At 55.2% G+C, this 13,642-nt stretch carries 14 protein-coding genes; 6 read left to right on the top strand and 8 right to left on the bottom strand.

The genetic code is table 11. From position 1 onward, the window contains the following. The first annotated feature begins 119 nt into the window (after positions 1 to 119). A complete protein-coding gene (locus tag MLE19_RS07690; protein WP_240717602.1) occupies positions 120 to 1,145 on the top strand; it encodes an aspartate carbamoyltransferase in 1,026 nt (341 codons plus the stop codon). A 37-nt stretch (positions 1,146 to 1,182) separates the two neighbouring features. Here the strand turns inward: MLE19_RS07690 and ruvX are convergent, their stop codons facing one another. The 4 genes from ruvX to MLE19_RS07710 form a co-directional block, all read right to left on the bottom strand. Further along, entirely contained in the window at positions 1,183 to 1,638 is a 456-nt protein-coding gene (gene ruvX / locus MLE19_RS07695; RefSeq protein ID WP_240717603.1) for a Holliday junction resolvase RuvX, read from the bottom strand. Continuing rightward, complete coding sequence (locus MLE19_RS07700; protein ID WP_240717604.1) at positions 1,638 to 2,195, bottom strand: YqgE/AlgH family protein; 558 nt, start codon at positions 2,193 to 2,195, stop codon at positions 1,638 to 1,640. Before MLE19_RS07700 ends, ruvX begins: the two co-directional genes overlap by 1 nt. A gap of 73 nt (positions 2,196 to 2,268) precedes the next feature. Then, entirely contained in the window at positions 2,269 to 3,225 is a 957-nt protein-coding gene (gshB, locus tag MLE19_RS07705) for a glutathione synthase (protein WP_240717605.1), read from the bottom strand. 77 nt (positions 3,226 to 3,302) lie between these two features. Further along, the gene (locus tag MLE19_RS07710; RefSeq protein WP_240717606.1) at positions 3,303 to 3,995 is read right to left on the bottom strand and encodes a CvfB family protein; all 693 of its coding nucleotides are present in this window, start codon (positions 3,993 to 3,995) and stop codon (positions 3,303 to 3,305) included. Positions 3,996 to 4,167: 172 nt separating this feature from the next. On the opposite strand from MLE19_RS07710, the gene MLE19_RS07715 reads away from it, so the two are divergent. Both MLE19_RS07715 and MLE19_RS07720 read left to right on the top strand, forming a co-directional pair. Beyond that, complete coding sequence (locus MLE19_RS07715) at positions 4,168 to 5,796, top strand: sodium:solute symporter (RefSeq protein WP_240717607.1); 1,629 nt, start codon at positions 4,168 to 4,170, stop codon at positions 5,794 to 5,796. Beyond that, entirely contained in the window at positions 5,789 to 6,304 is a 516-nt protein-coding gene (locus MLE19_RS07720; RefSeq protein ID WP_240717608.1) for a hypothetical protein, read from the top strand. Before MLE19_RS07715 ends, MLE19_RS07720 begins: the two co-directional genes overlap by 8 nt. A gap of 42 nt (positions 6,305 to 6,346) precedes the next feature. On the opposite strand, the gene MLE19_RS07725 is transcribed toward MLE19_RS07720, so the two are convergent. The 3 genes from MLE19_RS07725 to MLE19_RS07735 are packed head-to-tail and all read right to left on the bottom strand — an operon-like array spanning position 6,347 to position 8,079. After that, positions 6,347 to 7,102 carry a 16S rRNA (uracil(1498)-N(3))-methyltransferase gene (locus tag MLE19_RS07725; RefSeq protein ID WP_240717609.1) on the bottom strand — a complete coding sequence of 252 codons (756 nt, stop codon included), beginning with the start codon at positions 7,100 to 7,102 and terminating at the stop codon, positions 6,347 to 6,349. 3 nt (positions 7,103 to 7,105) lie between these two features. Further along, a complete protein-coding gene (gene secB / locus MLE19_RS07730; RefSeq protein WP_240717610.1) occupies positions 7,106 to 7,615 on the bottom strand; it encodes a protein-export chaperone SecB in 510 nt (169 codons plus the stop codon). A gap of 41 nt (positions 7,616 to 7,656) precedes the next feature. Next, a complete protein-coding gene (locus tag MLE19_RS07735) occupies positions 7,657 to 8,079 on the bottom strand; it encodes a rhodanese-like domain-containing protein (RefSeq protein WP_240717611.1) in 423 nt (140 codons plus the stop codon). Between the two features lie 202 nt (positions 8,080 to 8,281). Here MLE19_RS07735 and gpmI point away from each other — a divergent pair, with 202 nt between their 5' ends. The 3 genes from gpmI to MLE19_RS07750 all read left to right on the top strand — a co-directional run bounded on the left by gpmI (position 8,282) and on the right by MLE19_RS07750 (position 12,395). Continuing rightward, complete coding sequence (gene gpmI / locus MLE19_RS07740) at positions 8,282 to 9,859, top strand: 2,3-bisphosphoglycerate-independent phosphoglycerate mutase (protein WP_240717612.1); 1,578 nt, start codon at positions 8,282 to 8,284, stop codon at positions 9,857 to 9,859. 5 nt (positions 9,860 to 9,864) lie between these two features. Next, on the top strand, positions 9,865 to 11,001 hold the full coding sequence (locus MLE19_RS07745) for a murein hydrolase activator EnvC family protein (RefSeq protein WP_240717613.1): 1,137 nt from the start codon (positions 9,865 to 9,867) through the stop codon (positions 10,999 to 11,001). 98 nt (positions 11,002 to 11,099) lie between these two features. Beyond that, the gene (locus MLE19_RS07750) at positions 11,100 to 12,395 is read left to right on the top strand and encodes a S41 family peptidase (RefSeq protein WP_276322378.1); all 1,296 of its coding nucleotides are present in this window, start codon (positions 11,100 to 11,102) and stop codon (positions 12,393 to 12,395) included. Here MLE19_RS07750 and MLE19_RS07755 read toward each other — a convergent pair. Continuing rightward, the gene (locus tag MLE19_RS07755) at positions 12,392 to 13,639 is read right to left on the bottom strand and encodes a UbiH/UbiF/VisC/COQ6 family ubiquinone biosynthesis hydroxylase (RefSeq protein ID WP_240717614.1); all 1,248 of its coding nucleotides are present in this window, start codon (positions 13,637 to 13,639) and stop codon (positions 12,392 to 12,394) included. The two genes, MLE19_RS07750 and MLE19_RS07755, sit on opposite strands and share 4 nt — an antisense overlap. Between the last annotated feature and the right edge of the window lie 3 nt (positions 13,640 to 13,642).

Below are 13,642 nucleotides of genomic sequence, written 5' to 3' on the forward strand. Positions count from 1 at the left end.
TTTGTAGAAAAATTACAAATCACCCACCTTCGCGGAATGAAACCCCTTCGGCACCAGCCTGATTGACGGTTACACTAGCGTTATCTACCGCTCTTTCCACTACTGTGCCGAGGATCGCCATGAGCCACCACTTGTTAACCGTCGACTCATTAAACCGCGAAAGCGTAGACCACTTACTGCGGGTCGCTGCGCGCATGGAGCCGATTGCTCAGCGACGCCAGGTAACGCGAGTATTAGAAGGAGCGGTACTCGGTAATCTATTTTTTGAAGCCAGTACCCGAACACGGGTTAGCTTCAATGCTGCCTTTTGCCGTTTGGGTGGCAGCGTATGCGACACCACCGGTTTTACCTTCTCTTCTATGGCTAAGGGTGAGTCGCTCTACGACACCAGCCGCGTTATGAGTGGTTACTGCGACGCGATTGTCATGCGTCACCCTGACCAGGGTTCGGTAGCTGAGTTTGCCGCCGCGACCAATGTACCGGTGATTAATGGTGGCGATGGGCCAGGGGAGCATCCAAGCCAGGCACTGCTTGACCTTTATACGATTGATAAAGAGTTTCAGCGTTTAGGCAAATCGCTGACGGGTGCGCATATCTTACTCACCGGCGACTTGAAGTACGGGCGTACCGTGCATTCTTTAATTAAGCTGTTGTCACTTTATGATCCGCTGCGCATTACCCTGGTATCACCGCCAGGACTTGAGATGCCTTCCAAGCTGATTGACTTAGTGGCGTCTCGTGGCCACCGCATTGAGCAGCGCGAATCACTGGCCAGCGACTTTGCCGATTTAGATGTTGTGTACACCACGCGCATTCAGAAAGAGCGCTTTACCGACGAGATGAATGAGAGCTTTCAGGGGCTCTCCGATGACTTTATGGTCAATCGTGATTTTCTCGATCATCGCTGCAGTCAAAGCACGATTGTGATGCACCCGCTGCCCAGGGATAGCCGCCCCGGCGCCAATGACTTAAACGTAGACCTTAACGGCGACCCGCGTCTGGCGATTTTCCGCCAAACCGATAACGGTATCCCCATGCGAATGGCGATTTTCGCAACGTTATTAGATGTCGACAAATTGATCGAGCAAGATTTGCGCCCGGTGCGCTGGTACGTTCCAAGCCAAACGGGCACGCTGGATCGTTAAAGCTTAAGAACTTAAGAAGAGCATTTAAAGATATCGGTTATAGGGATAGACGCCCGCCAGGTAAACCTTCCTGGTGGGCAAACCAGCCTTCAAGAATAAGAATGGCCGCAATACCATCAACACTATCTTGACGATAATTACCTTTGTGACCAGCTTCTCGGGCGATCATTTTCGCCTCCCGCGTGGTGCCACGCTCATCGACCATTTCGCATGGGTGGCCAAAACGACCATGCAATCGATTGCCAAACTTGCGCGCTCGAGTGCTCATCTCTGACTCGCTACCATCCATGTTAAGCGGCAGCCCCACTACTAATAAATCCGGCTGCCACTCGTTAAGTAACCGTGTCACAACATTCCAATCAGGAATCCCATCTCGCGCTGTCAGCGGAGTGAGCTCGCGTGCGCTGCGCAGTAGCTCGTTGCCTACCGCGATACCAATGCGCCGAGTGCCGTAGTCAAAGGCCAGGATTAGACGCTGCCCCGCCTCGGCCATTAAGCGTGCCCCGCATCTCGGGTCATCAAATTAAGATCAACGCCGAGTAAACCCGCCGCTGCCGTTAACCGTTCTACCGGGGGGGTATTGAAGAGTACGTGACTCTGAGCCTCTACCGTTAGCCAGCTATTCTCTTTCAGCTCTTCTTCTAGCTGACCCACTTCCCAGCCTGCACAGCCCAGGCAAACTAAAAAGTGCTCTGGCCCCTCGCCGTTCGCGAAAGCCTGCAAAATATCCAGTGATGTGGTGAGCGCGATGCCATCTTCCACCTGGATACTAGAGTCCCACTGCTGGCTATCGCCAACATGCAGAATGAAGCCGCGATCTTTATGCATGGGACCGCCGTAATAGACCGGCGCATTACGGTGCGGACTTGTTTCACCGCCCAGCTCTAGCTGATCAAACAGGGCTTCAAGGGTGATCTCTAACGGTCGGTTAGTAATCACCCCCATGCACCCGTTGTTATCGTGATCGCAAAGATAGATCAGACTAGCGGCGAAATTAGGGTCATCTAAATGCGGCATGGCCATTAGAAAGTGATGTTTCAAACTTTGCATGCGTCTCCCACTGCCTGCTGGCATTTCAGCAAGCGTAGCGTAATGAGTGTAATTATAAGGCGTAGGGGCGCGCTTATGCTAAGCGGCGCTCAATAGCATCCAGCAGTAACCCGGCGATATTCGTGCCGCGCTGGTCATCAATTTCACGTACACAGGTGGGGCTAGTGACATTGATTTCAGTAATATAATCACCGATCACATCAAGACCCACGAACATTAGGCCCTTTTCACGAATCATCGGCTGTACCTGCTGAATAAGCCAATGATCACGCTCGGTAAGCTCGCGACTCACGCCCCGCCCTCCGGCAGCCAAATTACCGCGGGTCTCACCCGCCGAAGGAATTCGCGCCAGCCCAAAGGGAACGGGCTCACCGTCGACCAACAGAATACGCGTATCGCCATCCTTGATTTCTGGCAGGTAGCGCTGGGCCATGATTTGCCGCTGGCCGCGTAATGAAAGCTGCTCAATCACCGCGCCAATATTGCGACCTTCTGGGCCTATATGAAAAATACCGGTGCCACCCATACCATCCAGCGGCTTGAAGATCACATCGCCGTGTTCAGCGTGGAAGGCGCGCAAAACGTCGTCGCGGCTCGCGACGATTGTAGGTGCACAGCATTGGGGGAACTGCTGGGCAAACAGTTTTTCATTACACTGCAACAGCGCCGCCGTTGGATTAACGATCAGCACGCCTTCCCGCTCGGCAAAGCCCAGCAGATGCACAGCGTTAATAAACTCTGCATCGACCGGCGGGTCTTTGCGCATCAACACCACATCAAGCTCTACTAACGGGCGCGCCGAGGGTTCGCCTAGGTCGTACCAGTGATTGGGATCACGGTGTACCGTTAACGGTCGCATACGGGCATAGGCTTGCCCCGCGTTCAAGAAAAGATCTTCCTGCTCCATATAATGCAGGGTATAGCCACGCTCCTGGGCGGCCCATAGCATGGCCATGGTGGTATCTTTCTTGTAAGCGATGTCATTGATGGGATCCATCACAACGCCGAGGTGCAGATTTGATTGGCTCATTAGGGGCACTATCCAAACATGAACAATAAGCCCCCAGTATGCCGCACTGCCCGCTAGGCTCCAACTGCACCAGCTAACTACTCGCTCAGCGCACCAGGCACCAAGCGGATAGCATCAGGCTCCAGGGTGATCAACTGCTGTTTGTAAAGCCGCCCAATGGCTTGTTTATAGGCGCTTTTACTCACTCCTAAGCGAGCTTTAACTTCATGAGCTGGGCTTTTATCGCCCAGTGCCAAATAACCGCCGCTTTCACGTAATGCCTGGAGTATCTTGTCGCCAACCACATCGAGGCGGGCAGCACCTGGCGGCAGTAGAGAGATGTTCAGACGCCCATCTTCACGACGCTCCCTGACATAACCCTTAACGGACTGACCACGGCGCAGCGGCTGAGTGACGTCGTCTTGATAAATGAGCCCCCAATAGCGGTGGTTAACCACTACCTTCATTCCCAAATCAGTTCGCTCCGCCACCACCACAGCGACCTCATCACCTTTTTCCAAGGCCCAGGCGTCATCGGTCAAAAAGCGATCCAGCTTCATCGTGGCCACTGGCCGACCCTGGTCATCGCTATACAGCATGACCAATACACGCTTGCCAGCATCAGGGCGAAAATGCTGCTCACTAAAAGGCAGCAATACATCTTTGGGCTGCCCCCACTGCAAAAAAGCCCCCACGTTATTGACCGCCGTGACCGTTAGGTACGCCACTTCTCCCAACTGGGCAGATGCATCGCTGGCGGATCGCGGGGATGAGTGTGACTCACGTACCATGGGTAACGTCCTTCAAGAAATATAGATCAACATTATGGTGCCTAGGGAGCGCAGGGCAAAGCAGGATGGCGTTTTTTAGTAGCTGAAAGCATGCTCACCACCTAATAAAGCAAACAGAGCATAACCTGCTACTATCAAAACATTAGCCATAATTAGGCGCGGGGGAGCGAACATGGAAGGGTTCACGCTTTTTGATACGGTAGTGTTGATTGGTTATATCAGCTTAATTGCCTGGATCGGTTCGCGATTCGGAAAAGATCAGCACAATCCAGAGGACTATTTTTTAGGCGGTCGCAAAATCCCTGGCTGGGCGATTGGCCTTTCGGTAATGGCAACACAAGCCAGCGCGATTACGTTTATTGGCGCACCGGGCTGGGGCTTTGAGGGTGGCCTTGAGCGGCTGGTAACGTTTATCAATGTGCCCCTGGCTATGATCGTGTTGATCTTGGTATTGGTGCCTATTTTCCATCGCGCCGGTATTTATAGTATTTACGAGTTGCTAGAGCGCCGCTTCGGCCCAGCCACACGCACCCTGAGCGCTCTACTGTTCCTTGTGGCGCGGGGCTTGGCTACCGGCGTGGTGCTTTATGCACCGGCGCTAGTGCTTGCAGTGGTCACCGGTTGGAGCGTTAACCTCACCATTATTATTATGGCGGTGTTAGCCATCAGTTATACCGTAATGGGTGGTATCAGCGCGGTGATTTGGACCGATGTGGTGCAGATGTTCGTACTCTGGCTAGGCGCCTTGTTAAGCATCTTCTTTTTGGTGACCAGCCTACCTGGCGGTTGGGGTGATGTATTCAGCTTTGGCGCCGCCAGCGGGATGTTCAATGCCATCGATCTGTCCTTCGACCCCAGCGTAACTTACTCGCTATGGGCCGGGCTTTTCGGCGGCTTTTTCCTCCATGTAGCCTACTTTGGCACCGATCAGAGCCAAATTCAGCGAGTGCTCTCCAGCCCTTCAGTGCTCGATGCCCAGCGCTCGCTGTTGATTGGCGGCTATCTGCTAATTCCCCAGATGCTGCTGTTTCTATTTATTGGCGTTATCTTGGCCACCTACTATCAACAGCATGGGCTAACGCCTCCCGAGGATCTCAATGAGTTACTGCCACGCTATGTTGTCAGCGCGTTCCCCTCAGGGATGGCCGGGCTGGTAATTGCCGGGGTGTTTGCGGCGGCGATGTCGAGTCTCGACTCGGCGCTTAACTCGCTGTCAGCGGTGACCGTGCGCGATTTTTATAGCCGCTATATCAAACCCAATGCCAGCGATGCGCATTACTTAAAAGCGTCACGCGTGGCCACCGTTTTCTGGGGGCTTTATGCCACGCTATTCGCCTTCTTTGCAGGCAATCTTGGCCCGGTGATTGAAGCGGTTAACCAAATCGGTTCGTGGTTTTATGGGGCTCTGCTCGGCACCTTTTTACTAGCAATTTTCAGCCACCGCTCCAATGCCCGAGGGGCGATGGCCGGACTGATTACCGGCATGCTCTCCGTTTGGGCCGTCTCTGCACTACTCGATATTTCCTGGCTATATAACAACACCGTCGGTGTAGCGGTTTCGATGAGTGTTGGCTATCTCGTTAGCCTTACAGCGCCCGCGCCCAGCCACGATCAGTTAAGCGATGTAATGATGTCCGAAGCAGCGCCTGATATGCAGGCAGTATTGGCCGCCAGAGCCGATAATGCCCAAGCGATTGGCAAAGAGGCGCGCTTGACGCGTCGACGCTGTATCGGTCTATTCGCTTGGTTTTGCATTATGCTGGGAATGCTAGCACTGCTACAGGGTTGGGCGAATGGTTAAGCGCTTAGCACTTACACGGCGGATTGACGAAGACGCGGCCAAACGGCGGCTACAGCGCCTCGGCGCCAATGCCTGCGAGCCTGCCTGGGTTGGTCTTTGGGCAGCGGCACTGGGAATGCCTGGTGGGGCCACTGGTGCTTGGCTGCTGTGCACAAAAGAGATGCGCCGAGCGCTGCTGCTAGTGGGAGCTGAGCTACCTTTCAACGCCCAAGAACCCCGTACAGGTGTTCATATTGATAGCGGCTTGCCGCCAACGCCAGAAGCACTTAAGCGGCTGTGGCTGTGGGAGCGGATGGCAACACCGCGCCATTGGCGAATTCAGGTTCAGGATAGCGTGCCAACACCGTTATGGCTGCCCTGCTGGCTGGGCTATGCACCCGGCCGACAGCATCGCCTGCTAGTGATCAGTGGCCTATCGGGTGAACCGCTACCGATGCTCAAATCCATGGTATTAAAGGGGCTTCTGCAAGCACATCAAAAACAACAGCTCTCAGAAGTGAGCGAGTAACAATATAGCTCTGTATAGAAGGATGTTAACGATAGTAAGTACTTACAAATCGCCAAAGTGGTGCTGCAACAAGGAGAGCGCCACCACCGGAGCAGTTTCGGTACGCAGAACGCGCGGGCCGAGGGTTAGCGGCGTAAAATCAGCGGTTTGAGCAGCGGCGATATCTGTCTCGCTTAAACCACCTTCTGGGCCTATCAGCAGCGCTACCGAAGCCGGGCGGTCTTGGCGATTAAAGGCATTACCGGTCGCCAGATGCAGCATCAGGCGCAGCGGTTCATGCCGCTCTTCTAACCATGCCTGAAGTGTTATGGGAGAATGTACTGGCGGCACGACAGCCCGGCCACTCTGCTCACAGGCGCTGGCAGCTACCGCCTGCCAGTGCGCCAGCTTTTTATCTTCACGGTCGCCTTTTAACCGCACATCGCCACGCTCGGTGTAGAGCGGTGTAATGGCCGCAACGCCCAATTCGACGGCCTTTTGAATGGCGTAATCCATTCGGTCGCCTTTAGAGATAGCTTGGCCCAAATGAACGGCTAGCGGCGACTCGCCGCTGCCCGTCCATATTGACTCAACATGCGCCACTGTCTGCTTGCGACCTACCTCCACCAAGCGGACACCTGCCTCAATCCCTTGGCCATCAAACAGCACCAGCGGCGTGCCTTCACCCATGCGCAGTACGCGAGTGATATGACGGGCCGGGCCTTCAGGTAATACCACGTCACTGCCCGCTGCCAAAGAAGCAGGCACATAGAAACGCGGCATTTTGCCATGTTGGGCGTACCAATCAGCAGCACTCATTACTTAGTGAGTGTTCTCTGCTGCTTGCTGTGCCTGCTGAGCTTCGCGCTGCTTACGCTGAGCGTACATCGCTTCGAAATTAACCGGCGCCAGCATCAACGGCGGGAAACCACCGCGATTAACTAGATTATCTACGCACTCACGGGCATAGGGGAACAGCAGGTTAGGGCAGAATGCACCTAGAGTTTGTTCCAGCTGTGCGCCTTCGATACCGGCAATACGGAACAGACCAGCCTGCTCGACTTCGGCCAGGAAAGAGGTTGTGCCCGTTTCGTTATCGTTCACCTGAGCGGTCACTTTGACCACGACTTCGTACTGGTCGTCAGCAATTTTGGTGCTGGTGGTGTTCAGATCCAAATTCACCTTGGGCTTAAACGACTGCTTAAACACTGAGGGCGAATTAGGCGCTTCAAACGAAATGTCTTTTACATAAATGCGCTGCAGTGAAAATTTAAGCTGCGGCTTTTCATCTGCTGCGGCGCCAGCCTGCGGGGTGTTGTTATCTTCCGCCATGAGAAAACTCCTAATTATTTATTAAGTAAATATAGCAATGCTTACTTTTTAACCACCGGAAGGCCATCGCCTTGCCACTGCGCCATACCGCCTCTCAACTTGTAAGCGCGCTCAAAGCCTGCTTTGGCGAGTTTGGCCTGTGCGGCACCAGAACTCTGTCCGTGCTTGCATACCACAATGATCGGCTGGGCTTTCACTTTTTCCAGTTCGTTCATGCGGCTATCGAGGTTGCTTTGCGGAATATTGCGTGCCCCAGCAATATGCCCGGCTTTGAAATCCTTGCTTTCACGGATATCCAGCACCACCGCATCTTCGCGGTTAATAAGCTGAGTGGCCTGCGAGGCGGTCAGTGCATTTGTAGAGGCGCTGCGCGTTTCATAAACAATCCACGCGATTAGCACCAGCAAAAATGCCCCAACCAGCAGGGGGTGGTTCTGTACGAATTCGAACACCTGATCGATCATCGCGAACACAATCTCTTGGTCAATGCAGAAAAAAGCGGCCTAACCGCTGCCAAAACGCGACAAGTATACACGTCAGATAGCTTCCCGCGCAGGCCTAACTCATGACGCCTGGCAGTTGCCTGCGTTATGATGCCCCAAGCGTGCGCCCATCGCGACCCCGAATTATTGAGTCGTTCGGCTTGCCAATCTTAACGAGGTTTTTATGGATACTTCTCGTACCCCGCGCCCAGTGGCGCTGATTATTCTCGACGGCTACGGCCACAACCCCGATAGCAACCATAATGCGGTGGCCGCTGCCCATAAACCGGTGATAGATAAATTATGGGAAAACCGCCCCCACGCTTTCGTTCACACCGATGGCCTTAACGTGGGTCTCCCTGAAGGACAGATGGGCAACTCGGAAGTCGGCCATATGAATATTGGCGCCGGACGTATCGTTTATCAGGATTTCACACGTATTAGCAAGGCGATTAAAGACGGCGACCTGGATGTGAATGAAAACCTCACCCAGCCGATTGACGAAGCCGTCGCTAACGGCCGCCCAGTGCAATTACTGGGCCTGCTCTCCCCGGGCGGCGTGCACAGCCATGAAGACCACTTTATTGCCATGGCAGAGCTGGCCGCACGCCGGGGCGCGCAGCGTATTTTTATTCACGCCTTTCTTGATGGCCGCGATATGCCACCCCAAAGCGCCCTGGCCTCGATAGAGCGCGTCAATGCTCGCCTGGCCGAGCTGGTAGGCGCTGATAACGGTTTTGTAGCCTCCATTATTGGCCGCTTCTACGCCATGGATCGTGACAATCGCTGGGAACGCGTTGAGCAAGCGTACCGGCTGCTGACCGAGGGACACGCAGAGTATTACGCCTCCAGCGCAGAAACCGCCCTGCGTGACGCCTACCAGCGGGGCGAAACTGATGAATTTGTGGCGGCCAGCAGCATACCGCAGAAGGATGGCACCAAAGAGCACGCGGTTACCCTCCAGGATGGCGATGCGGCGATTTTCCTTAATTTCCGCTCTGATCGCGCCAGGGAACTAACCCGTGCCTTTGCTGAACCAGATTTTAAAGACTTCGAACGTCGCGCTTGCCCCAAGCTTGCGGGAGAAGGCCTAGTGATGATGACCCGATACGCCGCTGACATTCCTGCGCCAGCCGCCTTCCCGCCGTCGGATCTAAACGACACGCTCGGTGAGGTAGTGGCTAAACGCGGCCTAAAACAGCTGCGTATTGCCGAAACCGAGAAGTACCCTCACGTCACGTTCTTCTTTTCGGGCGGCAATGAAGCCGCGTATGAGGGCGAAGAGCGCATCCTCGTGCCCTCCCCGCGCGACGTTCGCACCTACGACGAAAAACCTGAAATGAGCGCGTTTGAAATTACTGACAAGCTCGTCGACGCCATCGATGGCGGCAGCTTTGATCTTATCGTCTGCAACTACGCCAACGGGGACATGGTCGGTCATACCGGTGACTTTGACGCCGCAGTTAAGGCCATCGAAACCGTCGATACCTGTGTCGGCCGTGTGGTCGACGCCATTGAGCGCGCTGGGGGTGCCTGCTTGATTACCGCCGATCATGGTAATGCAGAACAGATGGTGCATCCTGAAACAGGCGCTCCGCAAACGGCTCACACGACGTTTGTAGTGCCCCTCATCTATGTCGGCGAGCGTGCTGCCACGCTTAATGAAGGCAAGCTATGCGACCTGGCTCCCACGCTGCTGACCATGATGGATCAGGAACAGCCCGAGGCGATGACGGGTAAATCACTGATTCATTACAAGTAGTGACCATGCGGCCATGGTTAGCTCTGACACTGCTGCTGGCGTTAAGTTATACGCCAGCGGGCGTTGCTCAGCAGGATGAAGGGACGGCGCGCCAGCAATTGGATGCGATTGGTCAAGAGATCGAATCCGTTGCGCAATCCCTCAGCGCCACTGGCGAGGCACGCGATAGCGCCGAGCGGGAGCTTCAGCAAGTTGAAACAAAGCTTGCCGAAACCCACCAGCGATTAGATACCCTGCAAGCTGAGCGCCGCCAGCTAAACGATGAAACGACCCAACTACGCCAGCACCGAGACAGGCTGGAAAGTGAACGAACCGATCAATACGCAGCGCTGGGCCAACAGCTCTCAGCACTATACCGTTTGGGCCCAACACCGCAGCTCAAACTGCTGCTTAACCAGGGAGACCCTGCTGAGCTTGATCGTATGCAGGCGTATATGAACCGGTTAACGGAAGCGCGTAATCGCCGCCTCACCGCCATCGCCCGCCTCGATACGGCGCTTGCTAATACCCAAAATGAGCTAAGCGAGCGACAGACCCGACTCGATAGCTTGGCCGAGGAGCTAGAAGAGCAGAGTGAATTGCTCGCTCAGCGCACCACCGAACGGCGTGGCGTTATCTCCAACCTGGATGACCGCTACGGCAGTGAGGAGGAGCGGCTCGCCGACCTCAATCAGAGCCGCGAAGAAGCCGAACGCGTGCTGCGCAATATTCAAGCTGAAATGGCAAAACTTGCCGAACCTACGCCTACTACGCATATTGTCAGTACCCAAGGTGATTTACCTTGGCCGGTACAGGGCTCGATCAGCAGCGATTTCCACTATCGCGACGGCGTGCACTATAACGGTATCGTGATTCAAGCTAGCGCAGGCACTCCTGTCACTGCCGTGCATACTGGCCGAGTGGTATTTGCCGACTGGATGCGCGGTTTTGGCAACCTGCTGATTATCGATCACGGCGACCAGATCATGACGCTGCATGCCCACTTGCAGCAGTTCAGCGTCAGGCTTGGTCAACAGGTTAGTGGGGGTGATGAAATCGGTCGCGTAGGGAATAGTGGTGGTCAGACCCGCGCAGCGCTCTACTTTGAAGTTCGCCGCGGCGGCGAACCAATTAATCCGCAGCGTTGGATTGCGCGCCGCTGACGGGATAAGCTGCACTACTATTAATGTCTCAACCGTATTAACCGTTTCAACTACAGGGTGGCACGCAATGTCGCTACCTATCGCCTTGCGGAGTCTGCATGACGCTATCTGTTACCGTGGTATCGGCCCCCGCCAAGCGCTTCTTGGCCACCCTGCTGCCGATGGCTTTACTGGCGGCCCCGCTGCCACTGCTCGCTCAGCCATCTGGCAGTAGTGATGCGCTGCCATTAGAAGAGATTCAAACGTTCGCCGAGGTTTTCGAGCGCATCAAGCGTGCGTATGTAGAAGATGTCGATGACCGTACGCTGCTGCGCAATGCCATGCGTGGCATGCTTAGCGAGCTGGATCCGCACTCCGCCTATCTAGATGAAGAAGAGTACCAAAGCTTAAGAGAATCAACGCAGGGTGAATTTGGTGGCATCGGTATCGAAGTAGGCACCGAAAATGGCCAACTGATGGTAATTACGCCGATTGATGACACCCCCGCTTCACGCGCCGGGTTGCTGTCGCGGGATGTGATTGTTGCCATTGATGGCACCCCTACCGACAGTATGTCCTTGCAAGAAGCCGTGACCCTGATGCGTGGAGAGCCGAACACAGAGCTGCGTATCAGCATACTGCGTTCAGGTGAAGATTCGCCGCGTGAATTTATCCTGACCCGTGAAGTCATTCGCAGTGAGAGCGTTAAGCATGAGCTGCTTGAGCCCGGTTACGGCTACCTGCGCGTCAGCCAATTTCAGTCACGTACACCTGATCAGGCTCGCGAGGCACTTGAGCGAATGGCCCGTGAGCAACCCTTGGAAGGGTTGATACTCGATTTACGTAATAACCCAGGAGGGGTATTGCAAGCCGCCGTGGGGATTGCCGATCTGTTCCTGGATGAAGGGCTGATCGTGTATACCGAGGGGCGCTTGTCGGATACCGAGATGTCGTTCTCCGCTTCACCAACCACACCCGCCGGCGATGTACCGCTGGTCGTGTTGATCAACGGCGGCAGTGCCTCAGCGGCAGAAATTGTTGCTGGCGCGCTGCAAGATCAACGCCGCGGCGTGATTATGGGCACCGATAGTTTTGGCAAAGGGTCAGTGCAGCAGATTATGCCGTTAGGCAATGGTGAAGGACTCAAGCTCACCACGGCGCTCTACTACACCCCCAACGGGCGATCGATTCAAGCACAAGGCATTGAGCCCGATGTAGAAGTAGTGCGCGGGCGCTTAGAAGTCGCCGAAAGCCGCCGTGAAATTCGCGAAGCCGACCTTGAGGGGCACCTCAGCGCCCAACAGGCGCCTCGTGATCGCCAGGAGATGGCAGAACGGCTGCTCGACGATTACCAGCTCAGCGAAGCGCTCAATCTACTCAAAGCGCTTAATGTGGTCGACCGTCGTCGCCGTTAACGACAACTAAGAGGCAGGCGGCCGCGCTCTCCGGTCGCCTGTCGCATTACTACCCGCTTCAATGGCACCAGCTGATTCATGCCGCTCATACCCAGGTTTCGCGCCAGTGTTAGCGCCGGGTCATGACTGCCAAACAGTACTTTAAAGCCCTTCATTAACCCCAGCATGGCACTGTTATCAAAACGCCGACGACGCTCATAGCGCCTCAAGGTGCTTAGCTCGCCCCAGGGCGCGCCGCGCTGCCAAGCCTGCACCACCTCTTCAGCCAATACGGCAGCATCCATTAGCCCTAAATTAACGCCCTGACCCGCCAGGGGATGAATACTGTGGGCAGCATCGCCCACCAGAGCAAAATGCGACTGAACATAGTGGCGGGCATGTCGCTGTACTAACGGGAATCGATGCGCCTTATCGCAGACCGTCACCTCGCCTAAGCGGTAACCAAATGCCTCACCAAGCGCATCTCCCAAGCCTTGCTGAGACAGTTCACTCAACTGCTTTGCATGCTCAGCAGTGGTCGACCATACGATTGAGCAGTAACGATCATCGCCTTCAACTGTTAAGGGCAGAAACGCCAGCGGGCGCCCATCGATAAATGCTTGCCGTGCTATACCGCCATGGGCTTTCGCACACTGCACCGTTGTTACGACGGCATCTTGCTGCATATCGTCGCTAGCCACCTCAATACCGGCCATTTCGCGCAGCACAGAGTGGGCACCATCGGCCGCGATGATTAATGGCGCATGTAGCTGGCGCCCATCGTCAAGTATCAGCCAGCTGCCACTGTTCCGCTCCAGCGCCTCAAGCCGCACACCAAAAAACGGTGTGACGTTAGGATGATCAAACACTTGGTTGTTCAGTGCGGCCAGCGTGATCGTGTTCTCAACAATATGGCCGAGCACAGCCACTCCCGCCTCATCCGCCGAGAAAGCGATCTCTCCACTCCCTTCGGCATCCCATACCTGCATACCTCTATAGGGCGTTACCCGTGTTTTCTGCATAGCGGGCCAGGCACCCAAATGCGTCAGCAGGCGTTGAGAGACAGGCGTCAGCGCGCTTACCCGAGGGGTGGGCAGCTTCTTAGTGGCTTTATCAAGGCTGAGCGGCGCCGGCTGAGCCTCCACAAGCGCTACCTGCATACCCGCTTGCGCTAGTAGCGCGCATAGCGCAGTGCCGACCATACCGCCGCCGACAATCACTGCCTCAAAATTTTCCACCGACGCTGTCGCTGATGATGAGTCCATATC

Source organism: Vreelandella neptunia, assembly GCF_022489065.1.
GTDB lineage: Bacteria > Pseudomonadota > Gammaproteobacteria > Pseudomonadales > Halomonadaceae > Vreelandella > Vreelandella neptunia_A.

Excerpts from the sequence above, each read along its gene's own strand:
- MLE19_RS07715 (WP_240717607.1), top strand. The coding sequence starts at position 4,168 with ATGGAAGGGTTCACGCTTTTTGATACGGTAGTGTTGATTGGTTATATC.
- MLE19_RS07725 (WP_240717609.1), bottom strand. The coding sequence starts at position 7,102 with ATGAGTGCTGCTGATTGGTACGCCCAACATGGCAAAATGCCGCGTTTC.
- MLE19_RS07720 (WP_240717608.1), top strand. The coding sequence starts at position 5,789 with ATGGTTAAGCGCTTAGCACTTACACGGCGGATTGACGAAGACGCGGCC.
- gshB (WP_240717605.1), bottom strand. The coding sequence starts at position 3,225 with ATGAGCCAATCAAATCTGCACCTCGGCGTTGTGATGGATCCCATCAAT.
- MLE19_RS07700 (WP_240717604.1), bottom strand. The coding sequence starts at position 2,195 with ATGCAAAGTTTGAAACATCACTTTCTAATGGCCATGCCGCATTTAGAT.
- secB (WP_240717610.1), bottom strand. The coding sequence starts at position 7,615 with ATGGCGGAAGATAACAACACCCCGCAGGCTGGCGCCGCAGCAGATGAA.
- ruvX (WP_240717603.1), bottom strand. The coding sequence starts at position 1,638 with ATGGCCGAGGCGGGGCAGCGTCTAATCCTGGCCTTTGACTACGGCACT.
- gpmI (WP_240717612.1), top strand. The coding sequence starts at position 8,282 with ATGGATACTTCTCGTACCCCGCGCCCAGTGGCGCTGATTATTCTCGAC.
- MLE19_RS07745 (WP_240717613.1), top strand. The coding sequence starts at position 9,865 with ATGCGGCCATGGTTAGCTCTGACACTGCTGCTGGCGTTAAGTTATACG.
- MLE19_RS07750 (WP_276322378.1), top strand. The coding sequence starts at position 11,100 with ATGACGCTATCTGTTACCGTGGTATCGGCCCCCGCCAAGCGCTTCTTG.
- MLE19_RS07690 (WP_240717602.1), top strand. The coding sequence starts at position 120 with ATGAGCCACCACTTGTTAACCGTCGACTCATTAAACCGCGAAAGCGTA.
- MLE19_RS07755 (WP_240717614.1), bottom strand. The coding sequence starts at position 13,639 with ATGGACTCATCATCAGCGACAGCGTCGGTGGAAAATTTTGAGGCAGTG.
- MLE19_RS07735 (WP_240717611.1), bottom strand. The coding sequence starts at position 8,079 with ATGATCGATCAGGTGTTCGAATTCGTACAGAACCACCCCCTGCTGGTT.
- MLE19_RS07710 (WP_240717606.1), bottom strand. The coding sequence starts at position 3,995 with ATGGTACGTGAGTCACACTCATCCCCGCGATCCGCCAGCGATGCATCT.